Origin of the sequence: Streptomyces tubbatahanensis (assembly GCF_022699385.1) — a bacterium.
Taxonomy (GTDB): Bacteria; Actinomycetota; Actinomycetes; order Streptomycetales; family Streptomycetaceae; genus Streptomyces; species Streptomyces diacarni.
Genome location: NZ_CP093846.1, coordinates 1925363 through 1951315, shown reverse-complemented (window position 1 = coordinate 1951315; position 25953 = coordinate 1925363). Strand labels below are relative to the sequence as shown.

Annotated in this window: 29 protein-coding genes; 18 read left to right on the top strand and 11 right to left on the bottom strand. The window is 73.8% G+C overall.

Going from position 1 to position 25953, the window contains the following annotated elements; all coding sequences use genetic code 11:
- Nucleotides 1-22 precede the first annotated feature (22 nt).
- The gene (locus MMF93_RS08420) at nucleotides 23-205 is read right to left on the bottom strand and encodes a hypothetical protein (RefSeq protein ID WP_242750578.1); all 183 of its coding nucleotides are present in this window, start codon (nucleotides 203-205) and stop codon (nucleotides 23-25) included.
- Nucleotides 206-436: 231 nt separating this feature from the next.
- On the opposite strand from MMF93_RS08420, the gene MMF93_RS08415 reads away from it, so the two are divergent.
- From MMF93_RS08415 to MMF93_RS08400, 4 genes are all read left to right on the top strand, one after another.
- Complete coding sequence (locus tag MMF93_RS08415) at nucleotides 437-1777, top strand: NYN domain-containing protein (protein WP_242750577.1); 1341 nt, start codon at nucleotides 437-439, stop codon at nucleotides 1775-1777.
- A gap of 147 nt (nucleotides 1778-1924) precedes the next feature.
- The gene (locus MMF93_RS08410) at nucleotides 1925-2932 is read left to right on the top strand and encodes an ABC transporter ATP-binding protein (RefSeq protein WP_114022707.1); all 1008 of its coding nucleotides are present in this window, start codon (nucleotides 1925-1927) and stop codon (nucleotides 2930-2932) included.
- 178 nt (nucleotides 2933-3110) lie between these two features.
- Nucleotides 3111-4031, top strand: coding sequence for an ABC transporter permease (locus tag MMF93_RS08405; protein WP_242750576.1), 921 nt, complete (start codon nucleotides 3111-3113; stop codon nucleotides 4029-4031).
- A gap of 68 nt (nucleotides 4032-4099) precedes the next feature.
- Nucleotides 4100-4783 carry a hypothetical protein gene (locus MMF93_RS08400; RefSeq protein ID WP_242750575.1) on the top strand — a complete coding sequence of 228 codons (684 nt, stop codon included), beginning with the start codon at nucleotides 4100-4102 and terminating at the stop codon, nucleotides 4781-4783.
- 93 nt (nucleotides 4784-4876) lie between these two features.
- Here the strand turns inward: MMF93_RS08400 and ybaK are convergent, their stop codons facing one another.
- From ybaK to MMF93_RS08385, 3 genes are all read right to left on the bottom strand, one after another.
- The gene (gene ybaK, locus MMF93_RS08395) at nucleotides 4877-5374 is read right to left on the bottom strand and encodes a Cys-tRNA(Pro) deacylase (protein ID WP_242750574.1); all 498 of its coding nucleotides are present in this window, start codon (nucleotides 5372-5374) and stop codon (nucleotides 4877-4879) included.
- A 34-nt stretch (nucleotides 5375-5408) separates the two neighbouring features.
- Nucleotides 5409-6227 (bottom strand): LON peptidase substrate-binding domain-containing protein, encoded by an 819-nt coding sequence (locus MMF93_RS08390; protein WP_242750573.1) that lies wholly within the window; start codon nucleotides 6225-6227, stop codon nucleotides 5409-5411.
- Between the two features lie 194 nt (nucleotides 6228-6421).
- Nucleotides 6422-8041, bottom strand: coding sequence for an oxidoreductase (locus tag MMF93_RS08385; protein ID WP_242750572.1), 1620 nt, complete (start codon nucleotides 8039-8041; stop codon nucleotides 6422-6424).
- Nucleotides 8042-8281: 240 nt separating this feature from the next.
- Between MMF93_RS08385 and hisD the strand changes: the two genes are divergently transcribed.
- From hisD to MMF93_RS08340, 9 genes are all read left to right on the top strand, one after another.
- Nucleotides 8282-9607: a histidinol dehydrogenase gene (gene hisD, locus MMF93_RS08380; protein WP_242750571.1), complete on the top strand. Its 1326-nt coding sequence runs from the start codon at nucleotides 8282-8284 to the stop codon at nucleotides 9605-9607.
- Complete coding sequence (locus MMF93_RS08375; RefSeq protein WP_242750570.1) at nucleotides 9604-10740, top strand: histidinol-phosphate transaminase; 1137 nt, start codon at nucleotides 9604-9606, stop codon at nucleotides 10738-10740. Before hisD ends, MMF93_RS08375 begins: the two co-directional genes overlap by 4 nt.
- Nucleotides 10737-11327 (top strand): imidazoleglycerol-phosphate dehydratase HisB, encoded by a 591-nt coding sequence (hisB, locus tag MMF93_RS08370; protein ID WP_242750569.1) that lies wholly within the window; start codon nucleotides 10737-10739, stop codon nucleotides 11325-11327. The genes MMF93_RS08375 and hisB overlap by 4 nt, the downstream gene beginning before the upstream one ends.
- A 136-nt stretch (nucleotides 11328-11463) precedes the next feature.
- Nucleotides 11464-11628, top strand: coding sequence for a hypothetical protein (locus tag MMF93_RS08365; protein ID WP_181856503.1), 165 nt, complete (start codon nucleotides 11464-11466; stop codon nucleotides 11626-11628).
- The gene (gene hisH / locus MMF93_RS08360) at nucleotides 11628-12278 is read left to right on the top strand and encodes an imidazole glycerol phosphate synthase subunit HisH (RefSeq protein WP_242750568.1); all 651 of its coding nucleotides are present in this window, start codon (nucleotides 11628-11630) and stop codon (nucleotides 12276-12278) included. The genes MMF93_RS08365 and hisH overlap by 1 nt, the downstream gene beginning before the upstream one ends.
- A gap of 53 nt (nucleotides 12279-12331) precedes the next feature.
- Complete coding sequence (gene priA / locus MMF93_RS08355; protein ID WP_242750567.1) at nucleotides 12332-13060, top strand: bifunctional 1-(5-phosphoribosyl)-5-((5-phosphoribosylamino)methylideneamino)imidazole-4-carboxamide isomerase/phosphoribosylanthranilate isomerase PriA; 729 nt, start codon at nucleotides 12332-12334, stop codon at nucleotides 13058-13060.
- Nucleotides 13057-13479: a RidA family protein gene (locus MMF93_RS08350; protein WP_242750566.1), complete on the top strand. Its 423-nt coding sequence runs from the start codon at nucleotides 13057-13059 to the stop codon at nucleotides 13477-13479. The genes priA and MMF93_RS08350 overlap by 4 nt, the downstream gene beginning before the upstream one ends.
- Nucleotides 13476-14234, top strand: coding sequence for an imidazole glycerol phosphate synthase subunit HisF (gene hisF, locus MMF93_RS08345; RefSeq protein ID WP_242750565.1), 759 nt, complete (start codon nucleotides 13476-13478; stop codon nucleotides 14232-14234). Before MMF93_RS08350 ends, hisF begins: the two co-directional genes overlap by 4 nt.
- A 19-nt stretch (nucleotides 14235-14253) precedes the next feature.
- Nucleotides 14254-14613, top strand: coding sequence for a DUF6463 family protein (locus MMF93_RS08340; protein ID WP_242750564.1), 360 nt, complete (start codon nucleotides 14254-14256; stop codon nucleotides 14611-14613).
- 68 nt (nucleotides 14614-14681) lie between these two features.
- Here the strand turns inward: MMF93_RS08340 and MMF93_RS08335 are convergent, their stop codons facing one another.
- The 5 genes from MMF93_RS08335 to MMF93_RS08315 are packed head-to-tail and all read right to left on the bottom strand — an operon-like array spanning nucleotide 14682 to nucleotide 19277.
- Complete coding sequence (locus tag MMF93_RS08335; RefSeq protein ID WP_242750563.1) at nucleotides 14682-15041, bottom strand: hypothetical protein; 360 nt, start codon at nucleotides 15039-15041, stop codon at nucleotides 14682-14684.
- A complete protein-coding gene (locus tag MMF93_RS08330) occupies nucleotides 15038-15805 on the bottom strand; it encodes a class I SAM-dependent methyltransferase (protein WP_242750562.1) in 768 nt (255 codons plus the stop codon). Before MMF93_RS08330 ends, MMF93_RS08335 begins: the two co-directional genes overlap by 4 nt.
- A 21-nt stretch (nucleotides 15806-15826) precedes the next feature.
- The gene (locus MMF93_RS08325) at nucleotides 15827-16567 is read right to left on the bottom strand and encodes a succinate dehydrogenase/fumarate reductase iron-sulfur subunit (protein WP_242750561.1); all 741 of its coding nucleotides are present in this window, start codon (nucleotides 16565-16567) and stop codon (nucleotides 15827-15829) included.
- Nucleotides 16564-18522 carry a fumarate reductase/succinate dehydrogenase flavoprotein subunit gene (locus MMF93_RS08320; RefSeq protein ID WP_242750560.1) on the bottom strand — a complete coding sequence of 653 codons (1959 nt, stop codon included), beginning with the start codon at nucleotides 18520-18522 and terminating at the stop codon, nucleotides 16564-16566. Before MMF93_RS08320 ends, MMF93_RS08325 begins: the two co-directional genes overlap by 4 nt.
- Nucleotides 18522-19277, bottom strand: a complete 756-nt coding sequence (locus MMF93_RS08315) for a succinate dehydrogenase cytochrome b subunit (RefSeq protein ID WP_242750559.1) — start codon at nucleotides 19275-19277, stop codon at nucleotides 18522-18524. The genes MMF93_RS08320 and MMF93_RS08315 overlap by 1 nt, the downstream gene beginning before the upstream one ends.
- 96 nt (nucleotides 19278-19373) lie before the next feature.
- On the opposite strand from MMF93_RS08315, the gene MMF93_RS08310 reads away from it, so the two are divergent.
- The gene (locus tag MMF93_RS08310) at nucleotides 19374-20267 is read left to right on the top strand and encodes a LysR family transcriptional regulator (protein ID WP_242750558.1); all 894 of its coding nucleotides are present in this window, start codon (nucleotides 19374-19376) and stop codon (nucleotides 20265-20267) included.
- Nucleotides 20268-20340: 73 nt separating this feature from the next.
- Complete coding sequence (locus MMF93_RS08305) at nucleotides 20341-21150, top strand: SAM-dependent methyltransferase (protein WP_242750557.1); 810 nt, start codon at nucleotides 20341-20343, stop codon at nucleotides 21148-21150.
- Between the two features lie 24 nt (nucleotides 21151-21174).
- Here MMF93_RS08305 and MMF93_RS08300 read toward each other — a convergent pair whose 3' ends face one another.
- Nucleotides 21175-22404: a serine hydrolase domain-containing protein gene (locus tag MMF93_RS08300; RefSeq protein WP_242750556.1), complete on the bottom strand. Its 1230-nt coding sequence runs from the start codon at nucleotides 22402-22404 to the stop codon at nucleotides 21175-21177.
- Between the two features lie 91 nt (nucleotides 22405-22495).
- Nucleotides 22496-23128 (bottom strand): TIGR03085 family metal-binding protein, encoded by a 633-nt coding sequence (locus MMF93_RS08295; RefSeq protein ID WP_242750555.1) that lies wholly within the window; start codon nucleotides 23126-23128, stop codon nucleotides 22496-22498.
- 93 nt (nucleotides 23129-23221) lie between these two features.
- Here MMF93_RS08295 and hisI point away from each other — a divergent pair, with 93 nt between their 5' ends.
- The 3 genes from hisI (at nucleotide 23222) to MMF93_RS08280 (ending at nucleotide 25894) form a co-directional block, all read left to right on the top strand.
- Complete coding sequence (gene hisI, locus MMF93_RS08290) at nucleotides 23222-23578, top strand: phosphoribosyl-AMP cyclohydrolase (protein ID WP_242750554.1); 357 nt, start codon at nucleotides 23222-23224, stop codon at nucleotides 23576-23578.
- 61 nt (nucleotides 23579-23639) lie between these two features.
- Nucleotides 23640-25157: an anthranilate synthase component I gene (locus tag MMF93_RS08285; protein ID WP_242750553.1), complete on the top strand. Its 1518-nt coding sequence runs from the start codon at nucleotides 23640-23642 to the stop codon at nucleotides 25155-25157.
- Nucleotides 25154-25894, top strand: a complete 741-nt coding sequence (locus MMF93_RS08280) for a TIGR02234 family membrane protein (protein WP_242750552.1) — start codon at nucleotides 25154-25156, stop codon at nucleotides 25892-25894. Before MMF93_RS08285 ends, MMF93_RS08280 begins: the two co-directional genes overlap by 4 nt.
- The last annotated feature ends 59 nt before the right edge of the window (nucleotides 25895-25953 follow it).

Sequence of the window (25953 nt, the reverse complement as noted above, 5' to 3'; positions counted from 1 at the left end):
AGTAACGGCCGGGTGTGGTGGCTCAGTTGTGGCCGAAGCGGCGCTGCTTGCCCTTGCGGGCCACGTCGCCGGTGGTCGCCCGCTCGTCGTCGGCGCGTGCCCTCTCCTGTTCCTGCTGCCGCTGCTCCGCCGTGCGTCCCTGTCGGCTGGTCTGTTGGCGCTCTGTGTTCTTGGCGTTCCCGGCGTTCTTGGCGTTCTTGGCCATGCTCGCCTCCTGGGGCGGTGTTCCGCCCGGTGCGCGGTCTGTCAATTCAGCCTTGCATATCGGTAATAGCTCTGCATTTCGGACAATTGCCGAAGGGGGGTTGCCGGTGACGGCGCCACGCCGATGATCGAGGTCGGGCTGATAACCCCGCTGCGGTCGGGCAGACTCGGAGCAGACCCGAAGGACACGGGGAACGGCCAGCACGCGAAGGCAGGGCCTCGGCTGTAGGTCATGACCGAGAGTGGGTGGAACGTCGTGGACCGCTGCGTCGTCCTGGTGGACGCCGGTTACCTGCTGGGCGCCGCCGCCAGCCTGCTGGCCGGGGAGCCGACCCGCTCCCGGATCAGTGTCGATCACTCGGGGCTGATCCAGGCCCTGCGCCGGCAGGCGGAGGCCGACACGCAGTGTGCTCTGCTGCGTATCTACTGGTTCGACGGCGCGCCGGACCGCGTGCCGCAGCCCGAGCACCGCAGGCTCCGGGTGATGCCCCGGGTCACGGTACGGCTGGGTGCGCTCACGCGTAGTGACGGACGGTGGGCGCAGAAGGGCGTGGACGCGGCCATGCACGCCGAGCTGACGGAACTCGCCCGCAACCGGGCCTGTTCCGACATCGTGCTCGTGACCGGCGACGGCGACCTGCTGCCCGGGCTGATGTCCGCCAAGGAGCACGGGGTGGCCGTCCACCTGTGGGCGGTGCAGGCGGCCGACGGCGACTACAACCAGTCCGAGGACCTGGTCGCGGAGGCGGACGAGCGGCGGGTGCTGGACCGCAACTGGATCACCCCCGTCGTGCGCGCCAAGGACCCGAGCGGCACCTGCGCGCCGCAGCCCGCGCCGCGCCCGGAGATCGCCGCCATCCTGGCCGCGCCGCTGCCGGAGACCGGCAAGAACGGGGACGGCGCGGGCGAGCGCCGCGCCCCCGCGCCCGCGCCGCCCGCCGCAGGGCCGCAACCCGTCGGGCCGCAGGAGCGTGCGGCACCGGCAGGAGCGGAGCCGCAGCCGGAGACGGAGGCGGTCCAGGAGGATCCCGGGCCCGGCGGCGCGCCGCACCGTGCCGAGGGGGTGCCCACACCCAAGGACCTCGCGGATCTCGGCCGGCACGGGCAGCACGCGGGCCCCGTGCCGGGACCGCCGCCGGCGGCGACGCTGCGCTGGTCCTCGGACCGGGGGTGGGTCGAGCGGGCGGCGCAGGCCGAGCCGCCGGAGACGGCGGCGCTGCCCATGCTGGCCCAGCTCACCTCCGCAGAGCAGCGCTGGGCGGACCGCGAGGAGGACATCACGGCGGTCAGCGGCGATCCCTACGAGGTCGGGCAGGTGTTCGCGCGCCGCTGGATCGAGCGGCTGACCAGCGACGCGCCCCTGGGCCGGCTCTCGGAGGAGTACCCGCGCATCCCGCACCGCATCGACGGTGAACTGCTGCGCTACGCCGCGCGGTTCGGGCTGCTCGCGCACAAGGACGACCAGATCGACGAACACGACCGCTACGCGATCCGTGCGGGGTTCTGGCGCGAGGTCGACGCCCGCACCGGGGCCTCGGCCGAGGCCCCGCGGTCCACTCCGGCCGCCGACTGAGCACGTCAGACGGTCGGCCCGGCGTCCGCCGGCGGTGACGGGCGGGCCCGGAACCCGGCGGCGGAACCGGGACGCGTACCCTCATAGGTCGTGGATACGGGCACACGGCGGGCGGAGGACAGCTCGGTGACAGGCGCGAGGACGCGCATGGGTGAGCCCGTGCCCGCCGTGCGAGTCGAGGGCCTGGTCAAGACGTACCCGGCGGTGCGGGCCCGGCGCGGGACGCCCGCGGTGCCCGCCGTACGCGCCACCGACGAGGTCTGCCTCGACGTGCGCCGCGGCGAGATCTTCGGGCTGCTCGGGCCCAACGGAGCCGGCAAGTCGACCCTCGTGCGGCAGCTGACCGGTCTGCTGCGGCCCGACGCGGGCGCCGTCGAGGTGCTCGGACACGACCTGGTCCGCCACCCCGAGCGAGCCGCGCGGCTGCTGGCGTACCTGGGCCAGGAGTCCACCGCGCTGGACGAGCTGACCGTCTCCCTCGCCGCCGAGACCACCGCCAGACTGCGCGGGATGCCCCTGGCCGCGGCGCGGGCCGCGCGCGATGAGATCCTCGCGGAGCTGGGCCTCGAGGAGCTGGCGGGCCGCGCGCTGAAGAAGCTGTCGGGTGGCCAGCGGCGGCTGGCGTGCGTGGCGGCCGCGCTGGTGGGGGACCGGCCCCTGCTGGTGCTGGACGAGCCGACCACCGGCATGGACCCGCACGCCCGGCGCGCGGTGTGGGCCGCCGTCGACCGCCGCCGCGCCGAGCGCGGCGCGACGGTGCTGCTGGTGACCCACAACGTGATCGAGGCCGAGACCGTGCTCGACCGGGTCGCCGTGCTGGACAGGGGCCGGGTCATCGCCTGCGACACGCCGGGCGGGCTCAAGGCCGCGGTCGGTGACGAGGTGCGGCTGGAACTGGTGTGGCGTGAGCGGGCCCCCGTGGAGCTGCCCGGCATCGCCGCGCTCGCCGCCGAGGCGGCCGTCTCCGGCCGCCGCTGGACGCTCCGGTTGCCGCCCGCTCGCGCCCGCGAGGCGGTCACGCTGGTCACCGGGGGCCCGGCCTTCCCCGCCCTGGACGATTTCCGGCTCGCCACCCCGAGCCTGGAGGACGTCTACGTGGCGCTCGGCGGCCGCCCGGCGGGCCAGAGCGGCGCCGAGGGGCTGGTGAAGGCGTGAGGGCGGCCCGCACCGTCCGCGACGGCCACGGCCACGGCCACGGCCACGGCCACGGACGCGCACCGGCGCCGGGCCGCGACGCCCGTCTCCGGCGGTCCGGTGCGCGGGCGGAAGGCGGAGCGACGAGGTGGCACGGGACGATGCGGCCCGGCGCGCGGGATGTCAGGAGCGAGCTCGGATGAGAACGACGGCGGACACGGCGGACGGCCGGCACACGGACGAGACCGCGCCGGAACCGGCGCGGCCGGCCCGGACGCCGGCAGGCCCCGAAGAAGCGGCACCGCCATCCGCCGAAGCGGCGACCCCTCCCCAGCATCCCCCGCACTCCGCCGCACCCCTGGGCTGTGTGCCCCTGGCGCCGAAGGCGCGGTGGTGGCCCGCGTTGGGCGCGGTCTACCGGGCGCAGCTCTCGCGGGCGCGGGTGGCGCGGATCCCGTTGCTGTTCGTGGCGACGTTCCAGTCGCTGGGCATCATGATCCTGCTGCGCGGCGTGGTGGACGGCGGTGCGGAGGCGCGTGCCGTCGTGGCCGGGTCGAGCGTGCTGGTCGTCGCGTTCGTGGCGCTCAATCTGCTGGCCCAGTACTTCGGGCAGCTGCGCGCCGGGGGCGGCCTGGACCACTACGCGACGCTGCCGGTGCCCGCCGCCTCCGTGGTGCTGGGCGCAGCGGCCGCGTACGCGTCGTTCACGGTGCCCGGTGTGGCGGTCACCGCGGTGGTGGGCAGTCTGCTCTTCCAACTGCCGCTGAGCGGGCTGTGGGTGCTCGTCGCCGTGGTGCCGCTGGCCGGGGCGGCGCTGGCGGGTCTCGGCGCCGCGTTGGGGCTGCTGGCGCCGCGTCCCGAGCTGGCGACGCTGGGGGGCCAGCTGGGGATGTCGGCGGCGCTGCTGCTGGGCGTGCTGCCGGGGAGCGGGCTGCCGACGGTCGTGGGGTGGGCGCGGGACCTGCTGCCGTCGACGTACGGCGTGGAGGCCTTCGCGCACACCTTCGAGGCGCACCCCGACTGGGGCAGCGTCCTGGTCGACCTCGGGGTGTGTGCCGCCGTCGGGGTGCTGTCCCTCGCCGTCGCCACCCGCGCCTACCGGTGGGCGGCCACCCGCTGACGCCCTGGGGGCGCGCGGCCGCGAGGGCCGGGGCCGCCCGCACCGCACGGGCCTGGCACGATGGCCCCGTGACCGTACCGACGCCCTCTGAGCACGACCCCGACCACCCGCACGCCGGATCGCCCAGGGCGGTGCCGGGCGAACAGCCCGGCACCGGTCCCGCGGCGCCGCAGCCGACGCCTCCGTACGGCGCGGAGGCGGGCTACGGCGGTGCGGGCGGACCCCTTGTCCGGCGCGAGCTGCGGGAGGCCGCCGTGTGCGCGGTGGCCGTCGCCGTCCTCGGGATCGCGATGGGCCTGCTGTGGCTGTGGCTGGCTCCCCGGGTGCCGCTCTACAACAACGGCGAGGTCGTCCTGTTCAAGGAACCGGAGGGCGAGCAGGCCATCGGTGCCGAGGGCGTCTTCGCGCTGCTCGGTCTGGCTTTCGGCGCGGTCTCGGGCCTGGTGCTCTTCGCGGTGCGCAGGCGCGGGGGCGTCGGCCTCGTGGTCGGCCTGGCGCTCGGCGGGCTGCTGGGCTCCGTGCTGGCGTGGCGGGTCGGCGTGTGGTTCGGCCCCGAAACCGATCTGCCCGCCGCGGCGCGCGCCGCGGGCAAGGGCGCCACCTTCGACGCCCCGCTGGAACTGCACGCCTACGGGATGCTGTTGGCGTGGCCGGTCGCGGCGACCCTCGTGCACCTGGTGACCACCGCGCTGTTCGGGCCCCGCGAGACGCCCGACGCGGTGGCCGCGCAGCCCCAGGACTGGGAGCGCTGAGTCCCGGCGCGGACGGGGCCACAGCTACGGCGCGGACGGGGCCACAGCTGCCTCCCCGGGGGAAGGGTTCCGGTGCCCGGCCCCGGGTGGGCCTCAGGCGCGGGCCACCGGGGCCAGCGCGGCCCCGGTCAGCGCGGCCAGGTCTCCCGGCGCGAGTTCGATCTCCAGGCCGCGGCGGCCCGCGGAGACGCAGATGGTGGGGTGTTCCCCGGCTGAGGCGTCCAGGACGGTGGGCAGCGGCTTGCGCTGGCCCAGCGGCGAGATGCCGCCGCGTACGTATCCGGTGGTGCGCTCGGCGGCGGCCGGGTCGGCCATGACGGCGCGTTTGCCGCCGCGGGCGGACGCCAGCGCCTTGAGGTCGAGCGAGGCCGACACCGGGACGACGGCCACCGTCAGGGCGCCGTCGACCTCGGCCACCAGCGTCTTGAAGACCCGCTCCGCGGGCACGCCGAGGGCCTCGGCGGCTTCCTCGCCGTAGGAGGCGGCCGCCGCGTCGTGCTCGTAGGCGTGGGTCTCGAAGGAGATCCCGGCCTCGGTGGCGGCCACGATCGCGGGGGTCGCCGACCCCTGCCGCCTGTTCTTCCTCGCCACGTGTGCCGCTCCGGCGCTCGTCAGTTCTGGTTCGTCAGTTCTGGCTCGTCGGGTTCCTGGTCAGGTCGGCCGCGGGCAGCGAGGGCAGCTTGCCGATGACGGCTGTCTCCCTGCGCAGCAGCTTCAGCTCGTCGGCGAGCCGGGTCGCGGTGTCGGGCGCCTGGAGCAGCCGCTGCTTGGCGGGCGTGTCCAGCACGGTGGCGGCGGCGACCAGGTAGGAGACGACGGACGGATCGTCCGGCAGGTCCTGTTCCGCTCCGGCGGCAAGCGTCCTCTCGCGGGCGCTGGCCAGCCGCTTCTGGTAGCCGCGGAAGGCGTGCAGCACGCCGGAGGCCAGCGCGCCGGCCTCGTCGCCCTCCTCTTCGGGCAACTCCTCGATCTCGCCGGTCAGATAAGGCCCCGAGGCGTCCACGGACAGCAGCCGGAAGCGCGTGGTGCCGGTGGCCAGCACCTCGTATCCCGTGCTGGCGGCCCGCGGATCGGCGTCGGCCGCCGTCCCGTCGTCGTTCTCGTCCTCGTCGTCCGGCCCGCCGAGTCCGGCGGCGCGTTCGCGGATCGTCGAGGCGTCGGCGACGCAGCCGACGGTGTAGAACGACTTGATCGGGTCAGGGCCGAAGCCCGCGGTCGGGTCGGTGCCTTGCGCTGGCGCCGAGTCGGGCATGCCGGTGGCCGTCGGTGCGACCTCGCGGCCGTCCCGGATGGCGACGACGCCGAAGCGGCGCGGCGCGTCCTCGGGAAGCGCGAGCAGGTCACGCATCAGCGCGCGGTACCGCGGCTCGAAGATGTTCAGCGGCAGCACCAGGCCCGGGAACAGCACCGAGTTGAGGGGGAAGAGCGGAAGCGCGGTTGTCACAACGGGTAAGCCTAAAGCCTCCGGCGGCCGAAGGGGGCCTTGGTGCGCCGTGCGGCCCCAGCGCGGCCCCCGTGCGGCCCTTACGCGGCCCCGCCACCGCCGCCGCGGGGCCGCTGCCGCGGGGCCGCTGCCGCGGGCCGCTGCCGCGGGGGTGCGCTGCCGCCGCCGCGGACGGCGGGGCCGCGGGGCCCTGGCTACTGGCGGCGCAGCAGCCGGGTGGCGCCCGCGGCGACCGTCGTGGCCAGCACCCAGCCCGCGAGGACCAGCACGGCGGCGATCCACTGGTAGCCGCCCGCCGGATCCCAGGCCGTGTCCTGTCCGAAGGAGATGACGGGAAGCAGCAGGTCCAGCGCGTAGAGGGTGGCGTTCCAGTGCGGTGCCTCGCCGTCCTTGAGCGCGGCCGGCCGGTGCGCCTCGAACAGCAGTGCCCCGGTCAGCCACAGGACGGCCATCCACAGCGCGGCCTGGGCCGGGCGGTAGCCGTAGGCCACCGTCCAGTCCTGCAGGACGCCCCACACCTTGCCGGGCAGCGGCAGCGTCTCCCGGCGGCGGCGCTGTTTGGCCAGCAGCACGATCCGCGCGTTGGTGTCCTCGCCGCTGTTGCGGTACATCGCCGCGAGCTGTTCGTACGGCTCGGGCGCGTACTCGGCGGTGGCCGCGTTGATCCACTGGAGCCGCTCGCGGACGTTGAAGTGGCCTTCCTTGGGGATGGCGTGCGCGTAGGTGAAGCCCGCCATCCACAGCCGGTGGTCCTGCGGCCAGCTGGAGGCGCGGTCCATCAGCTTCTCCACACCCGCCCCAGAGAGCACGACCAGGCCGCGCTCGGGCAGCTGCGGGGTGAAGGTCAGCTCCGGCGTGGTGATGCGCCGCAGCGACAGCTCCTGGTCCCGCTGCATCTCCAGCCGGGCGTTGTCGATCACCAGTGAGGAGCCGAACCGCCCGTCGTCCAGCACCATGCCGCCGGTGCACTCGAAGTGTTTGGTCCTCCACCTCGTGCCGCCCTGGGTGGAGAAGTCGTAGCGGGTACCGGTCGGCGGGGTGGCGCCGTAGAGCTGGAGGGCGTTGGTGCGGCCCGCGTCGGCGAAGCTGGCCACCTGGTCGACGGTCATCTGCGGCGCGTACAGGGCCACGCGGCCGCGCGGGTTGCGCAGGACGGAGCCGAACATGTGCAGGGAGCTGCCGACCGCGGCGCCGCGCAGGCTGACCTGCCCGTCGGTGACCAGCAGGCTGGCCTGGAGCTCCTGGGAGACGTGGACGCCGTCGGCGGCGATGGCGCGGGTGCGCCGCCCGCTGCCGACGGTGGCCTCGTTCAGCAGCAGGTCGGTGCCGATGGTGGCGTCCGTCAGCTTGATGCCCTCCGGGATGCTGCACCGGGGCAGGTGCAGGTCACCGTCGGTGGTCAGCCGTGCCGCGTCGAAGCGTGGCAGGTAGCAGTCGACGAAGCGCGCGGTGTTCACCCGCGCCTCCGGCATCCGCACCTCGTCCTCGAAGCGGCACGACCGCAGCTCGAAGTACGGCTCGACGGAGCCGCCCGCCAGGTCGAGGCAGCCGGTGACCAACGCGCCGGTCAGGTGGAGCGAGGCCACCCGGCCCAGCAGCGGCGGAGGGCCGTGCAGCAGCAGCAGCGCGATCACCCGGGCCCGCACGGTGCGCTCGGGGCCCCAGGGGTGGTCGCCGTTCGGGTCGTCCAGTTCGGGTTCGCCGCAGCGCAGGTCGTGCTGGGTACCGTTGCGGAAGGCCTGCCACAGCCCCCACTCGGCGGTCGTCAACCGCAGCTCCGGCGGCGGCTCGCCGGAGTCCGCTGGCTCGCTCACGTCTCCCCCTCGTCGTCTCCTCGCGGTCACGTCCGCCCAGCCCCGACGGCGCGGGCCGTGGTCCAGGCCGTGGCCGCGGGTGCGAACGTGAGGGCCGTACCGCTCCTCTTCCCGCTCTGTGACGGGATGAACGCACGAGGCGACAAACCTCCCGCGTGGTCGTGTGGAACGCCTCCCGGCCCGTATCAGCCTCTGATACGGGCGGCGGACACGCGCCGCGGGTCTGAGAGACTTGGAGGTGTGATCTCCCGAATCGATCTGCGTGGTTCCTCGCCCGCCGCGGGCGGAACCATCGACCGCGACCTGCTGCCCCGTGCCGAGCTCGACGTCGAGGCCGCCCTGCACAAGGTGCGGCCCATCTGCGACGACGTGCGGCATCGTGGCGCGGCGGCGGTGATCGAGTACACGGAGAAGTTCGACGGCGTCCGGCTGGAGCGGTCGCGGGTGCCGGCCGAGGCGCTGGCGAAGGCGCTCGAGGAGCTGGATCCGGCCGTGCGGGCCGCGCTGGAGGAGTCGATCAGGCGGGCCCGGATCGTCCACCACGACCAGCGGCGCACCGACTCCACGGTGCGGGTCGTGCCGGGCGGCACCGTCACCGAGCGGTGGGTGCCCGTCGAGCGCGTCGGCCTGTACGTACCGGGCGGCCGGGCCGTCTACCCGTCGTCGGTCGTGATGAACGTGGTGCCCGCGCAGGAGGCCGGCGTCGGCGCGCTGGCCGTCGCCTCGCCCGCTCAGAAGGAGTTCGGCGGCCTGCCGCACCCCACGATCCTGGCCGCCTGCGCGCTGCTGGGCGTGGACGAGGTGTACGCGGCCGGCGGCGCCCAGGCTGTGGCGATGTTCGCGTACGGCACCGCCGAGTGCGCCCCGGTGCAGCTGGTCACGGGCCCCGGCAACATCTACGTGGCGGCCGCCAAGCGGCTGCTCAAGGGCGTCATCGGCATCGACTCCGAGGCAGGGCCCACGGAGATCGCCATCCTCGCCGACGACTCCGCCGACCCGGCCCACGTCGCCGCCGACCTGATCAGCCAGGCCGAGCACGACGTGGTGGCCGCCGCCGTTCTCGTCACCCCCTCAGAGGCGCTGGCCGGGGCCGTCGAGGCGGAGCTGGCGGCGCAGGTGCCCGCCACCAAGCACAGCGAGCGCATCGCCGAGGCGCTCGCGGGCCGGCAGTCGGGCATCGTGCTCGTCGACTCTTTGGACAGCGGTCTGGCCGTCGTCAACGCGTACGCCGCCGAGCACCTGGAGATCCAGACCGAGGACGCCGCCGGATGGGCGGCCCGGGTCGTCAACGCGGGCGCCGTCTTCGTCGGCGCGTTCGCGCCCGTCTCGCTCGGCGACTACGCGGCGGGCTCCAACCACGTGCTGCCCACCGGCGGCTGCGCCTGCCACTCCTCGGGCCTGTCGGTCCAGTCCTTCCTGCGCGGCATCCACGTCGTGGACTACACGAAGGAAGCACTCGCCGAGGTCACCTCGCACGTGGTGGCCCTCGCCGACGCGGAGGACCTGCCGGCCCACGGCGCGGCCCTGCGGGCGAGGTTCGGATGGAAGGTCCCCGAAGACTCGTGAGCACTCTCGACGAACTCCCCCTCCGCGAGGAGCTGCGCGGCAAGTCCCCCTACGGCGCGCCCCAGCTGGACGTGCCGGTACGGCTGAACACGAACGAGAACCCCTACCCGCTCCCCGAGGAGCTGGTCGCCCGGATCGCCGAGCGCGTCACCGAGGCGGCCCGCGACCTGAACCGCTACCCCGACCGGGACGCGGTCGAGCTGCGGACCCGCCTCGCGGACTACCTCTCGCGCACCGCGGGGCACCCCGTCGCCCGCGCGCAGGTGTGGGCGGCCAACGGCTCCAACGAGGTGCTCCAGCAGCTCCTCCAGGCCTTCGGCGGCCCCGGCAGGGTCGCACTGGGCTTCGAGCCGTCGTACTCGATGCACGCGCTGATCTCGCGCGGCACCGGCACCGGCTGGATCTCCGGGCCGCGCAACGACGACTTCACCATCGACACCGAGGCCGCCGTCGCCGCCATCGCCGAGCACCGGCCCGACGTGGTCTTCATCTGCTCGCCCAACAACCCGACCGGCACGGCCGTCGCCGAGGAGACGGTGCTCGCGCTGTACGAGGCCGCGCAGGCGGCGCGCCCCGAACACGGCGCGCTGGTGGTGGTGGACGAGGCGTACGGCGAGTTCTCGCACCGCCCCTCGCTGCTGCCGCTGATCGAGGGCCGCCCCACGCTGGTGCTCTCGCGCACCATGTCCAAGGCGTTCGGCGCCGCCGGGCTGCGGCTGGGCTACCTGGCCGCCGACCCGGCCGTGGTCGACGCGGTGCAGCTGGTGCGGCTGCCGTACCACCTCTCGGCCGTCACCCAGGCCACCGCGCTGGCGGCGCTGGAGTACACCGACACCCTGCTCGGCTACGTCGAGCAGCTGAAGACCGAACGCGACCGGCTGGTGCGCGAGCTGCGGGCCCTGGGGTGCGAGGTCACCGAGTCGGACGCCAACTTCGTGCAGTTCGGCCGCTTCGAGGGGGCGGCCGGATCCCACGCGGTGTGGGAGGCGCTGCTGGAGCACGGGGTGCTGGTCAGGGACAACGGTGTGCCCGGCTGGCTGCGGGTCTCGGCGGGGACGCCTCAGGAGAACGACGCCTTCCTCGACGCGGTGCGAGCCGTGACGAAGGAGCTGAAGGAGAAGAGCGAAGCATGACGCGCAAGGGCCGGGTGGAGCGCACCACCAAGGAGACGTCCGTCACCGTCGAGATCGATCTCGACGGCACCGGCGTGGTCGACGTCTCGACGGGTGTGGGCTTCTACGACCACATGCTCGACCAGCTCGGCCGCCACGGTCTGTTCGACCTGACGGTCAAGACCGACGGCGACCTGCACATCGACAGCCACCACACCATCGAGGACACCTCGCTGGCGCTCGGCGCCGCCTTCCGCCAGGCGCTCGGGGACAAGCGCGGCATCGTCAGGTTCGCGAACGCCTCGGTGCCGCTGGACGAGTCGCTCGCCCAGGTGACGGTCGACCTGTCGGGCCGCCCCTACCTCGTGCACACCGAGCCCGAGAACATCGCCCCGATGATCGGCTCCTACGACACGACGATGACCCGGCACATCCTGGAGTCCTTCGTGGCCCAGGCGCAGGTCGCGCTGCACGTCCACGTCCCGTACGGGCGTAACGCGCACCACATCGTGGAGTGCCAGTTCAAGGCGCTGGCCCGCGCCCTGCGCTACGCCAGCGAGATCGACCCCCGGCAGACGGGGATCCCCTCCACCAAGGGCGCTCTGTGAGCTGGGGGCACCGCCTGGGGGCACCGCCCGGCCGGAGGCTGGGGGAGGTCGCTGGGGGAGCGCGCGCGGCTGCCGGGCGGCACACGGGCAAGAAGCCCGCAGGCCGCGCGGGCGGGGAAGCGAACGGAGAGATGCCATGACAGGGCTTGCCGCGCTCCTGATCTTCGTCGGGCTCTTCCTGGCGGGCGGAGCCATCTCGTTTTGGAAGCAGCAGCTGCCCAAGGGGGTCGTCGTGCTGCTCGGTGCGGCGTCCGCCCTCGCGCTGCTGGCCGGAATCCTGCGACTGGACTGGTGGTCGTGATGAGTGCGGGCAAGAGCGTCGTGGTCTTCGACTACGGCTTCGGCAACGTGCGCTCCGCCGAGCGGGCCGTGGAGCGGGCAGGCGCCCGCGTGGAGATCACCCGCGACTACGACAAGGCCATGAACGCCGACGGCCTCCTCGTGCCCGGTGTCGGCGCGTTCGCCGCCTGCATGCGTGGGCTGACCGAGGCGCGCGGCCACTGGGTCATCGGGCGGCGGCTGGCCGGCGGCCGTCCCGTCATGGGGATCTGCGTCGGCATGCAGATCCTCTTCTCGCGCGGCATCGAGCACGGCGAGGAAGCCGACGGCATGGACGAGTGGCCCGGCACCGTGGGACCGCTGGCCACCGACGCCGAGCACCCCGTGCCGCACATGGGATGGAACACGGTGGAAGCCCCGGCCGGCTCGCGCCTGTTCGCGGGGCTGCCGGCCGACGAGCGCTACTACTTCGTGCACTCCTACGCGGTGCACGACTGGGAGCTGGAGACGGCCAACCCGGCGCTCAGGCCCCCGGCCGTCAGCTGGACGACGCACGGCAGCCGGTTCGTCTCCGCCGTGGAGAACGGGCCGCTGTGGGCCACCCAGTTCCACCCCGAGAAGTCCGGCGACGCCGGAGCCCAGTTGTTGCGCAACTGGATCGAAGCCCTGTGACCCCGCCGACGCCGGTTTCCGTCGGCCCCGAGAGCACCGAGAGCGAGAGCGCCGTGAGCAACCGGCTTGAGCTGCTGCCCGCCGTCGACGTCCGGGACGGCCAGGCCGTCCGTCTCGTCCACGGCGAGTCCGGTTCCGAGACGTCCTACGGTGATCCGCTGGAGGCGGCACTGGCCTGGCAGCGGGCCGGTGCCGAGTGGCTGCACCTGGTCGATCTGGACGCCGCGTTCGGCACCGGGGACAACCGCGCGCAGATCGCCGAGGTCGCCCGCGCGATGGACGTGAAGGTCGAGCTGTCCGGCGGCATCCGCGACGACGCCTCCCTTCAGGCGGCGCTGGCCACCGGCTGCCGCCGCGTCAACCTGGGCACCGCCGCGCTGGAGTCCCCCGAGTGGGTCGCCAAGGTCATCGCCGAGCACGGCGAGGCGGTCGCCGTCGGCCTCGACGTGCGCGGCACCACCCTGCGCGGCCGCGGCTGGACCCGCGACGGCGGCGACCTGTACGAGACGCTGGCCCGTCTGGACGCCGAGGGCTGTGCCCGCTACGTCGTCACCGACATCGCCAAGGACGGCACCCTCAAGGGCCCCAACCTGGAGCTCCTGCGTAACGTGTGCGCCCGCACCGACCGGCCCGTCGTCGCCAGCGGCGGCGTGTCCAGCCTCGACGACCTGCGGGCGATCGCCTCTCTGGTGCCGGAAGGTGTCGAGGGGGCCATCGTGGGAAAGGCGCTCTACGCCAAGGCGTTCACCCTGGAAGAAGCGTTGGAGGCGGTTGCCCGATGACCGGAACACACCGAGTGGCGTCCGGCGGCCCCTGGGAGGAGCGGTTCGGCTACTCCCGCGCCGTGGAACTGCCGAACGGGCTGGTCCTGGTGGCGGGCTGCACCTCGGTGGTGGACGGGGTGATCGCCGAGGGCGGCCCCTACGAGCAGACGGTCAACGCGTTCTCGGTCGCCCTGGAAGCCCTCAAGGGGCTCGGCCTGGGCGCCGAGGACGTGGTGCGGACCCGCATGTTCCTCACCCACACGCGGGACGTGGACGAGGTCGGCCGCGCCCACAAGGAACTGTTCGGCGAGGTGCGCCCGGCCGCGTCGATGGTGATCGTCTCCGGTTTCGTCGACCCCAGCCTCGTGGTCGAGGTGGAGGTCGAGGCGTACCGGGCGCAGCCGGACCCAGCAGCAGAAGGAGCACCACAGGCATGAGCCTCGCCGTCCGAGTCATCCCCTGTCTGGACGTCGACGCGGGGCGGGTCGTCAAGGGCGTCAACTTCCAGAACCTGCGCGACGCGGGCGACCCCGTGGAGATGGCGAAGGTCTACGACGCCGAGGGCGCCGACGAGCTGACGTTCCTCGACATCACCGCCTCCTCCGGCGACCGCGAGACCACCTACGAGGTGGTACGGCGCACCGCCGAGCAGGTCTTCATCCCGCTGACCGTCGGCGGTGGCGTCCGCACCCCCGATGACGTGAACAGGCTGCTGCGCGCCGGCGCCGACAAGGTCGGCGTCAACACCGCCGCGATCGCCCGCCCCGAGCTCATCCGGGAGATCGCCGAACGCTTCGGCCGCCAGGTGCTCGTGCTCTCCGTCGACGCGCGGCGCCGCGCCGAGGGCACCGGGTTCGAGGTCACCACCCACGGCGGACGGCGCGGTACCGGCGTCGACGCCGTCGAGTGGGCCCACCGCGCCGCCGAACTGGGCGCAGGGGAGATCCTGCTCAACTCCATGGACGCCGACGGCACCAAGGACGGCTACGACACCGAGATGATCGCCGCCGTCCGCGCACACGTCACCATCCCCGTCATCGCCTCAGGCGGCGCCGGGCGCCTCGACCACTTCCCGGCCGCCATCGGCGCCGGAGCCGACGCCGTACTGGCCGCCTCCGTCTTCCACTTCGGCGACCTGCGCATCGGCGAGGCCAAGCAGACTCTGCGCGAGGCGGACTGTCCGGTGCGCTGAAAGCGCCTACGATCGCCCCATGAGGCGACGTTCGGTGGGGTGGTGGGTCCAGGCGACCGCGGTCGGACACGGGGCGATCGGCGCCGTGCTCTACCGCGACGTGCTCGCGGACATGGCGCGTGCCGGTGTGGTCGGCTCCGTGCCCGAGCGCGGCGATCGCGCCGCCGCCTTCTGGTTCCTGGCCGCGGCCCCCGCCCTGTGGATGGGCGGCCGGCTGCTGCGCTCAGCCGAGGAGCACGGGGACACCGCCGCGCAACGCGCCGCGGGCGCCACGCTGCTGGGCGTGGGCGCGGTGGGCGCCGCGGCGATGCCCAAGGGCGGGTTCTGGGCGCTGCTGGGCCTCGGCGGCGAGGCGCTGCGCAGGTCGCGGCGCGGGTAGCGCTTCTCCTGCGGCTGCGGCTGCGGCTGCGGCAGGGCCCCGGGGCCCCGCGGCCCTTGCGGGGCTATTCAGGCCTCCTCGCCGTCGGCACCGTCCGTGCCGCGCCGTCGGCTCAGCAGGGTCGTGCCCGTCACCACCAGGCCGACGGCCACGACCTTGGCGAAGCCGAAGGCGATCCCCAGGTGGTCGTCGGGCTTCCACGGTCCGAGGAAGAGGAACAGCGCGCTGACGGAGCCGAGCACGATCAAGACGGCGCCGCCGACCGGCCCCATGCCCGACCACCAGGCGTCGTCCTCCACGCCAGGGGCGGCCTCGGAGGGCTCGGTGGCCTCGGTGGGCTCCCGGTCGGGCTCGGAGGGCAGCGTCTCGGTCCCTGTCTCGGTCCCTGTCTCGGTCCGCTCCTCGGTCCGGAGCTCCTTCTCGGTCATGGGGTTCCCTTCTTCGGTGCGGTGCCGGCCGTGGCAGGCCGTTTGGTCGCGACGAGGAGCCGGCAGCGCGGGGAGCCGTCCTCGCGCCGGCCCAGCGCGGGCAGTGCCCGCAGCGCGACGTCGAAGCCCGCCTCCGCCAGGTCGCGGCGGACGGCGGCCAGCGGCCAGGTGCGGTAGTACATGACGAAGGGCGGCCGCCACACGGCGTTGCGGACGCGCATCGCCGCGTCGAAGCCGAGCAGCGAGAAGTAGGCCGCCGTCCCCGGGCGCGGCGGGGCGGCGAGCGGGAACGCGAACGTACCGCCCTCGTGGAGCACTTCGCGGACCTGGCCGAACAGGTGCGGCCGCTGCGCCGGCAGGAAGTGCCCGAAGGCGCCGAAGCTCACGACCAGGTCGAACGTCGACGGACGGAACGGCAGCGCGTGTGCCTCACCGCGCACCCAGTGCGGTGCGGGGTCAGGATCGGTCGCCCACCGGAACCTGGCCTCCGCGAGCATGCCCGCGCTGAAGTCCGCGCCCACGGTGCGCCCGCCGCACACCCGGCGGAGCACCCGGGTGCCCGCGCCGGTGCCGCAGCACAGGTCGAGACCGTCACCGAACGGGCCCTGCGGCGCGAGGACTTCGGCCGCCGCGTCCAGTACCGCCTCCGGAGTGCGGTAGGACGTGTGGTCGAACTTCGGCGCCAGCAGGTCGTAGCCGTGCTGCACCGAGGAGAGGGCCTGGCGGGCCAGTTCGGGAAGGGTGGGGCGCGAAGGATCACTCATCGTGCCCCGAGTGTAGGTGCCTCACTGTTTCGCGGCGGCCCGCAGGTACTCCCTGTTCATGGCGGCGATCGACGGCATGGGGATGCCCTTGGGGCAGGCGGTGGCGCACTCGCCTGCCAGGGTGCAGCCGCCGAACCCCTCGGCGTCCATCTGCTCGACCATCCCCAGCACCCGGCTCTCCCGCTCGGGCGCCCCCTGCGGCAGCGCGCCCAGGTGGTTGACCTTGGCGGAGGTGAACAGCATGGCCGAGCCGTTGGGGCAGGCGGCCACACAGGCGCCGCAGCCGATGCACTCGGCGTGCGCGAACGCGGCGTCGGCCGCGGGTTTCGGTACGGCGGTCGCGTGTGCCTCGGGGGCGGATCCGGTGGGTGCGGTGATGTAGCCGCCCGCGCCGACGACCCGGTCGAGGGCGGAGCGGTCGACCACCAGGTCCCGTACGACGGGGAACGCGGCGGCGCGCCAGGGCTCGATGTCGACGGTGTCGCCGTCCGCGAAGTGGCGCATGTGGAGCTGGCAGGTGGTGGTGCGCTCCGGGCCGTGGGCCCGGCCGTTGATGACCATGCCGCAGGCGCCGCAGATGCCCTCGCGGCAGTCGTGGTCGAAGGCGACCGGCTCCTCGCCGCGTGCGGTCAGGGTCTCGTTGAGCGTGTCGAGCATCTCCAGGAACGACATGTCGGGGGAGATGCCGTCCACCTCGTAGGTGACCATCTCGCCGGGCGCTTCGGCGCCTGGCTGCCGCCAGATCCGCAGGGTCAGGTTCACGTGTAGCTCCGCTGGGTGGGGTGGACGTGGGCGAAGTGGAGGGCCTCGGGATGCAGTGCGGGCGCCCGGCCGGCGCCGGTGAACTCCCAGGCGGCGACGTAGCCGAACTCCTCGTCCTTGCGCGCGGCCTCGCCGTCCGCGGTGCGCGACTCCTCGCGGAAGTGGCCGCCGCAGGACTCGGTGCGGTGCAGCGCGTCCAGGCACATGAGTTCGGCCAGCTCCAGATGGTCGGCCACCCGGTTGGCCTTCTCCAGCGACTGGTTGAGGGCCCGGCCGGATCCCGGCACCCTGACCCGCCGCCAGAACTCGGCGCGCAGCTCGGGGATGCGCTCCAGCGCCTTGCGCAGCCCTTCCTCGGTGCGGGACATGCCGCAGTGGTCCCACAGCAGAGCGCCCAGTTCGCGGTGGAAGGACTCGGGGGTGCGGTCGCCTTCGGTGGACAGCAGCGCGTCGAGGCGGTCGGTGACCGCGCGGGTCGCCTCGTGGATCGCCGGGTGGTTCTCGCCGGGGTCCTCGCGGTCCTCGTGCGGGTGGCGGGCCAGGTAGTCGCCGAGGGTGGCAGGGAGGACGAAGTAGCCGTCGGCCAGGCCCTGCATGAGCGCGGAGGCGCCGAGCCGGTTGGCGCCGTGGTCGGAGAAGTTGGCCTCGCCGACGGCGAACAGCCCGGGGACCGTCGTCATCAGGTCGTAGTCCACCCACAGCCCGCCCATCGTGTAGTGGATGGCCGGGTAGATGCGCATGGGCCGCGTCCAGGGGTCCTCGGCGGTGATGCGCGCGTACATCTCGAAGAGGTTGCCGTACTTCTCCTCGACGGCCGCCCGCCCCATCCGGGCGAGGGCGTCGGCGAAGTCGAGGTAGACCCCATGTCCGCCGGGGCCCACGCCCCGCCCCTCGTCGCAGACGTTCTTCGCCGCGCGGGAGGCGATGTCGCGGGGCACCAGGTTGCCGAAGGAGGGGTAGAGGCGCTCCAGGTAGTAGTCCCGCTCGTCCTCGGGGACGTCCTGCGGGGCGCGCGCGTCGCCGGGCGCCTTGGGAACCCAGACGCGGCCGTCGTTGCGCAGCGACTCGCTCATCAGCGTCAGCTTCGACTGGTGGTCGCCGGAGCGCGGGATGCAGGTGGGGTGGATCTGGGTGAAGCAGGGGTTGGCGAAGTAGGCACCCCTGCGGTGAGCGCGCCAGATCGCGGTCGCGTTGGAGTTCTTGGCGTTGGTGGACAGGTGGAAGACGTTGCCGTAGCCGCCGGTCGCCAGCACCACGGCGTCCGCGGTATAGGTGTCGACGCGGCCGGTGAGCAGGTCCCGGGCGACGATGCCGCGGGCCCGCCCGTCGATGACGAGCAGGTCGAGCATCTCGGTGCGCGGGTGCATCTCGACGCTGCCGGCGGCGATCTGCCGGGAGAGCGCCTGGTAGGCGCCGAGCAGCAGTTGCTGTCCGGTCTGGCCGCGGGCGTAGAAGGTGCGGGAGACCTGGACGCCGCCGAAGGAGCGGGTGTCCAGCAGCCCGCCGTACTCGCGGGCGAACGGCACGCCCTGGGCGACGCACTGGTCGATGATCGCGGTCGAGATCTCCGCCAGCCGGTGCACGCCCGACTCGCGGGAGCGGAAGTCGCCGCCCTTGACCGTGTCGTAGAAGAGGCGGTACACGGAATCGCCGTCGTTGCGGTAGTTCTTCGCCGCGTTGATGCCGCCCTGCGCGGCGACCGAGTGGGCGCGGCGCGGGGAGTCCTGGTAGCAGAACTGCACCACGCGGTAGCCGGCCTCGGCCAGCGTGGCGCCCGCCGAGCCGCCCGCCAGCCCGGTGCCGACGACGATGACGGTGTGCTTGCGCCGGTTGGCCGGGTTGACCAGCTTCGCCTCGAAGCGGCGCCGGGTCCAGCGCTGCTCGATCGGCCCGTCCGGTGCCTTGGTGTCGGCGACGGGGGCGCCGGTCGCATAGCGGGTGTACGGGGTGCTCATCACTCCACCAATCCGGTCATGACGCCGAGGGGTACGGACAGGAAGCCGGCGGTGAGCACCACGGCGAGCACCGTGGAGCCGCCCTTGCACAGCCGCGCGAGGCCCGGCCGGGTCACGCCCAGGGTCTGCGCCGCGCTCCAGAAGCCGTGCTGGACGTGCAGTCCGACGGCGAGCATGGCGACGCAGTAGATGACGTTCGTGTACCAGGTGCCGAACCCGGCGACGATGTTCTCGTAGGGGTGTCCTGCCTGGCCGCGCGGGTTGACGGTGCCCGTCGTCAGGTCCAGCAGGTGCCAGACGAGGAACAGGGCGATGATGATCCCGCCCCAGCGCATGGTGCGGGTCGCGTAGCTCGCGCGGTGCCGCCGGTGCCGGTAGCCGACGGGGCGGGCCGCGAGGTCGCGCCGGCTGAGCTGCCAGGCGCAGACGCCGTGCAGGACGACGGCCGTAAGCAGCACCACCCGCACCACCCACAGGAACCACCCGTGGTGCAGCACCGGCTCACCGAGGGTCCGCAGCCAGTGCGCGTAGCCGTTCATGTCGTCCGGGCCGAAGAACACCTTCAGGTTCCCGAGCATGTGCGCGACCAGGTAGGCCAGCATGACCAGCCCGCTGACCGCCATGACCGCCTTCTTGCCGATCGTGGAGCCCCACAGGGCCCGCGGGAGGCCGCCCCGCCGCGGCCGTGGGGGCGGGGTGGCCCGCGGGGTGCTCTGCCCGGCGGGGGAGGGAGGGGTGCGCGTCGCCGTCGCCATGGCCACGAAGGTAGGGAAGCGATCGGGCATCAGTCCAAGACATGAAACAGTTGCGTACCATAGGTGGTGGCTATCGTGCTTCCGTATCCTGGACCCATGCAGCTCCAGCAGCTCCGCTACTTCGTGGCCGTCGCCGACACCCGCCACTTCACGCGCGCGGCCCAGCGCGAGCACGTGGCCCAGCCCTCCCTCTCCCAGCAGATCCGCGCACTGGAGCGGGAGCTGGGGGCCGAGCTCTTCCACCGGGCGCGCGGCCACATCTCCCTCACCGACGCGGGAGCCGCCCTGCTGCCGATGGCCCGCCGGGTGCTGGCCGACACCGAGACCGCACGCCGCGAGGTGCAGGAGGTCGCGCAGCTGCGCCGCGGCCGGGTGCGCCTGGGGGCCCCGCCCAGCCTGTGCGCCAGCCTCGTCCCCGACGTGCTGCGCGCCTTCCGCGACCGCTACCCGGGCGTCGACCTGGTCGTGCACGAGGGCGGTTCCCAGGATCTGGTGCGGGTGCTGGCGGAGGGCGAACTCGACCTGGCGCTGATCATCACCCCGCTCGCCGGGCAGGGCCCCGTGCTGAGCACCTCCGAGCTGCTCAGGGAGGAACTGGTCGTCGTCTCCCCGCCGGACGAGCCCGCGCCGGTGCGCCGCTCCCGCATTCGCGTGGAGGACCTGCGGGGCCGCCCGCTGGCGATGTTCCGGCGCGGCTACGACCTGCGGGAGCTGACGGTCGCCGCCTGCCGCGAGGCCGGATTCGAGCCGGTCTTCGGCGTGGAGGGCGGCGAGATGGACGCCGTGCTCGGCTTCGTCCGGGCGGGCCTCGGGCTGGCGGTCGTGCCCAGCATGGTCGCGGCCCGCTCAGGGCTGCGGGTCACCCGCTTCGCGTCCCCCGGGCTCCACCGCACCATCTCCGTCGCCCACCGCGGCGACGTCTCGCCGACCCGCGCGGCCGGCGAACTCCAGCACATCCTGACCGAGCGGCTGACGACGGTGTCCCAGTAGCAGTCGGCGGACGACAGCGAGCAGTTGACGGCATAGGTTGGTGGCAGCAACGCAGACGAACGGGAGTTCACTCATGGCGGATGCCCCTCGCAAGGCGGACCGGGCGGACCGGATCGACTCCTCCGTGCCGCACTCGGCGCGGATCTGGGACTACTGGACCGGCGGCAAGGACTGCTACGAGGTCGACCGCGAGGCGGGCGAACGCATCCGGGCCGTCTTCCCCGACATCGTGACCCTCGCCCGCGTCGGACGGCACTTCATCGGACGCACCGTGCGCTACCTGGTCGAGGAGGCGGGCATCCGCCAGTTCCTCGACATCGGGACGGGGCTGCCGACCGTCGACAACACCCACGAGGTCGCCCAGCGGGCCGCCCCGGAGTCCCGGATCGTCTACGTCGACAACGACCCCCTCGTGCTCGCCCACGCCAACGCCCTGCTCACCAGCGACCCCCAGGGCGCCACCGACTACATCGAGGCCGACGTCGAGGACCCGGAGACGATCCTGCGGCAGGCCGCCCGCACCCTCGACTTCGACCGGCCCGTCGCGGTGATGCTCATGGGCATCCTGGCGCATGTGGCCGACTACGACGAGGCCGTCTCGATCGTGCGGCGGCTGGTGGAAGCCCTGCCCTCCGGCAGCTACCTGGCGGTCCGCGACGGCACCGACACCGACCCCCGCTACGTGAAGGGACTGGCCGACTACAACCGCAGCGGCGCCGTGCCCTACCGGCCGCGCAGCCCCGAGCAGGTGGCCGGGTTCCTGGACGGGCTGGAGCTGGTCGAGCCCGGCGTCGTCTCGTGCCCGCTGTGGCGGCCCGAGGCGCAGGGCGCGGGCGCCACCGAGTTCTCCCCGCTCTATGGAGGCGTCGGCCGCAAGCCGTGAACACCAACGGGCACGCCGCACCCGTCACCGCTGTGCGTCCGCCAGAGCCCCCGTCGCGGCCTCGGCGATCCGTTGGCTCATCGGTGACGGGTCGGCCCCCAGCTCCACGGGGCTGAACGTCCACGCCAGCCGCAGCCGCTGGTCACGGGTGGCGAAGACGGCCGTGGCGTAGCCGTACTGCTCACCGGTCTTGCCCCACAGGGTGACGCCGTTGACCGTGACGGTCTGCAGCCCGGTGCTGTAGCGGGCCGGGCTGCCGTCGGCCATCCGCACGTGCCGCGGCGGCAGCGTGAACATCTTCCGCAGCTGACGCTCGGGCAGCAGCGCCCCGGAGAAGAGCGCCGTCAGGAAGCGGTGCAGGTCGCCGGAGCTGGAGACGATCTCGCCGTCCGCCCACGAGCGGGACGAGTCGAACACGGTGACGTCCCTCAGCGAGCCGTCGCTCATCTCCAGGCAGCCGTGCACGTGCGGACCGCGCAGCCGCCGCTCGTTCCCCTGCGCCGAGGGGAAGGAGGTGTGGCCCAGGCGCAGCGGACGCAGGACGCGGTCGCGGATCTCGATGCCGTAGGGGCGCCCCGTCACGCGCTCGATCACCAGCGCGGCCAGTACGTAGTTGATGCCGCGGTACTCCTGTGCCGTGCCCGGCGCGAACTTCAGCTCACCGCCGGTGACCGTCTCCACGAGCTGCCGCGGGGTCCACCGGTCGAAGCGGTGCCGCACCACCGCCTCGGGTGTGCTCATGTCCGGAAGGCCCACGTGGTCGGGCAGGCCGCTGGTGTGGTCGAGCAGCTGCGCGACGGTGACGGCGCCGAACCGCTCCGGCAGCAGGTCGGGCAGGTGGTCCCGGACCGGGGTGCGCAGCTCCAGCCGTCCCTCCTCGACGAGCTGCAACGCCGCCGTCGCCACGAACGCCTTGGTCACACTGCCGGCGCGTACCTTGTCGTTCAGTCCGATGGGCCGGCCTGTGGCCGGGTCCGCCACGCCGGAGGTCCCGTACCAGCGGCCCGCCGACCCGCTGACGCGCAGCTGAGCGCCCGACGAGCGGGGGTGCGCCAGGTCGTCGACGGCCGCGCGCAACGCCCGCCCGACGGGCGGCGGCAGCGTCGTACCGCTCGCCCCGGCCGGGGGCGGCGCGGCGACGGCGCCCGGCGCGGGGGTGCCGACGGCGGCCGCCGCCGCGCCGCCGGCGACACCGGTGAGCAGGGCTCTGCGGGAGGGGAGGCGGCGGGAGAGACGAGAAGGCGAGGAGAACATGCCTCCACACTCCCGGGCCGCGGCCGCCCCTCCATCGGGGGAGACCCCGAACTCCCCCTGGTTCGGCCCTGGTTCGCCCCTCGGGGCTTCCTCACATGCCCAGCTTCGCCTGGCGCAGGCGGTCGACGGCCTCCTTCTCGCCGTCCAGCTCGACGTCGGCGTGCTCCTGGCGGCCCGAGGCGAGCAGCAGCAGCTCCGAAGGGGCCCCCACACCCGTGACGACGGGGGTGCCGCGGTGGGCGACGGCGGTCTGCCCGTTCGGCCGCCGCAGCACGAGACCGACGGGGGACTTGCGGCCGTACATCCGCGCCGCCGTCTCCAGGCGGCGCCACAGCGCGTCCTCGAAGACGGAGTCCAGCTCGCGCGGCGCCCAGTCGGGCTGCGCGCGGCGGATGTCTTCGGTGTGGATGAAGAACTCCACCGTGTTCGCCGCCTCGTCCACCTGCTTGAGGGCGAAGGGCGACATCCGCGGCGGTCCGGTGCGGATGAGCTGGATCAGTTCGTCGTACGGCTTCGCGGCGAACTCGGCCTGCACCCGTTCGAGTCGGGCGGCCAGCGGCTTGATCAGCAGGCCGCCCGCGGCGTCGCTGCGGCGCTCCCGCACGACGACGTGCGCCGCCAGGTCGCGGGTCCGCCACCCCTCGCACAGGGTGGGGGCCTCGGGGCCGTGCGTCTCCAACAGATCGGCGAAAAGGAGTCGTTCTCGCTTCGCATGGGTCGACATGCCGCCAGGGTACGGCGGGCACGCGGTCAGTGCCCGGCTGTGCGCGAGGTGTGTCCGCGACCGCTGCCGCGCGGAGTGCGGGACAATGGGCCCATGTCCCAGCGCAGCTCCCTCGACCCCGCCGTCGCCGCCCGCCTCAAGCGCAACGCGGACGGCCTCGTCCCCGCGATCGCCCAGCAGTACGACACCGGGGAGGTGCTGATGCTGGGGTGGATGGACGACGAGGCGCTCCACCGCACCCTGACCTCGGGGCGTGCCACCTACTGGAGCCGCAGCAGGCGGGAGTACTGGGTGAAGGGCGACACCTCGGGGCACGTGCAGCGGGTCAGGTCCGTCGCACTCGACTGCGACGCCGACACCGTTCTGCTCAAGGTCGACCAGGTCGGCGCCGCCTGCCACACCGGCGAGCGGACGTGCTTCGACGCCGACGTGCTGCTGTCCCACGACTGAGACGTGCTGCTGTCCCACGACTGAACGGGAGGCGCCGCGCCTGCCAGTAGGGTGAGGGGCCATGACGGCGCCCGACCTCGAAACGTTCCGCAGGCTCGCCAAGGACCGGCGGGTCATCCCCGTGACCCGCCGCGTGCTGGCCGACGGCGACACCCCCATCGCCCTGTACCGCAAGCTGGCCGCCGAGCGCCCCGGCACCTTCCTGCTGGAGTCCGCCGAGAACGGCCGCACCTGGTCGCGGTACTCCTTCGTGGGCGTACGCAGCGACGCCGCGCTGACCGTGCGGGACGGCCGGGCGCACTGGGAGGGCACCCCGCCGGTGGGCGTGCCCGTCGACGGCGACCCGCTGGCCGCGCTCCGCGCGACCGTGGAGGCCCTGCACACCCCCCGTGACCTGCACGAGGCCGGAGACCTGCCGCCGTTCACCGGCGGCATGGTCGGCTACCTCGGCTACGACATCGTCCAGCGTCTGGAGAAGGTGGGCCACCACCCCGACACCATCGACGATCTCGACCTGCCCGAGCTGACCATGCTGCTCACCTCGGACCTGGCCGTGCTCGACCACCGCGACGGCACGGTGCTGCTGATCGCCAACGCGATCAACCACAACGACCTGGACACCGGGGTCGAGGAGGCGCACGCCGGCGCCGTGCGCCGGCTGGACGCGATGGCCGCCGACCTCGCCCGCCCCGCACCGGTCGCCCCCGTCTCCCTCCCGCCGTCCGAACTCCCCGACATCGACGCCAGGTCCGGCGGCGCCACCTACCGGGGCTGGGTGGAGGACATCAAGGAGCGCATCCGCGGCGGCGAGGCGTTCCAGGTGGTGCCCTCGCAGCGCTTCGAGACCCCCTGCGGTGCGAGCGCGCTGGACGTCTACCGGGTGCTGCGTGCCACCAACCCCAGCCCGTACATGTACCTGCTGCGCTTCGACGGGTTCGACATCGTCGGCTCCAGCCCCGAGGCGCTGGTCAAGGTCGAGGACGGGCGCGCCCTGATGCACCCCATCGCGGGCACGCGGCCGCGCGGCGCCACCCCGGGCGAGGACGCGGCGCTGGCGGAGGAACTGCTGGCCGATCCCAAGGAGCGGGCCGAGCACCTGATGCTGGTGGACCTGGGCCGCAACGACCTGGGGCGGGTCTGCGAGCCCGGCAGCGTCGAGGTCGTCGACTTCATGTCGATCGAGCGCTACAGCCACGTCATGCACATCGTCTCCACCGTCACGGGACAACTCGCCCAGGGCCGTACGGCGTTCGACGCGCTGACCGCCTGCTTCCCCGCCGGCACCCTCTCGGGAGCGCCCAAACCCCGGGCGCTGCAGATCATCGAGGAGCTGGAGCCGACCAGGCGCGGGGTCTACGGCGGCTGTGTCGGCTATCTCGACTTCGCCGGCGACTCCGACACGGCCATCGCCATCCGCACCGCACTGCTGCGCGACGGGGTGGCGTACGTGCAGGCGGGCGCGGGCGTCGTCGCCGACTCGGAACCCGTGGCCGAGGACACCGAGTGCGCCAACAAGGCCGCGGCCGTACTGAGGGCGGTCCGAACGGCCGAACGGCTCGGGGGTAGCGTGGAAGGGTGACTTCTCCACCCCCCGCCCCGGACGCCGAGACGGACCCGGCCGACTCCGGCCCCCCGGCCGCCGAGGCCGACACCGGTACTCCCGCCGCCGAGGCCGGCACCGGGACCGCGGCCCCCGACGCCGGTGGCGCGCGCTCCCGCGCGCCCCGCGTCGCGCTCGCGGCGGCGCTGCTGTGCGGTGCGGTGGGCGCCGCGCTCGCGCTGGTCGCCGCGGGACAGACGTGGAGCGAGTCGAGCGCCGCGTTCGCGCAGGGCACGGTCCCCGTCAGCGCCGAGGGCGGCGACGTCACGGGCCTGCCCAGCGCGCTCGCCCTGGTCGGCCTCGCCGCGCTCGTCGCCGTCTTCGCCGTACGCCGCCTGGGGCGCTACCTCGTCGCCGGGCTGCTCACCGTCTGCGGCGGCGCCGTCATGGCCGCCGCGCTGCTGGGCGCGGACGACACCGGACCGCTGACCGAGCAGGCGGCCAAGACCAGCGGTCTGACGGACAGCGGGATCGGCGCCGTCGACGTCACCGCCTGGCCCTACGTCTCGGCCGCGGGCGGCGCGCTGCTGCTGCTCGCCGGCCTGCTCGCCCTGCGCTACGGGCGGACCTGGCCCTCCATGTCGGGCAGCGCCCGCTACGAGCGCGTGCCGCTGCGGCAGCGGGCCACCCGCGCGCAGCGGGTCGACCCCGACCGCCCCGAGGACCTGTGGAAGGCCATGGACCGGGGCGAGGATCCCACGCACGGCACCGCCTGAACCCGCGGCGCCCGAAGGGCGCGCGGACGCCCGGTGGGCCCCGAGTGGCCCGCACGGGC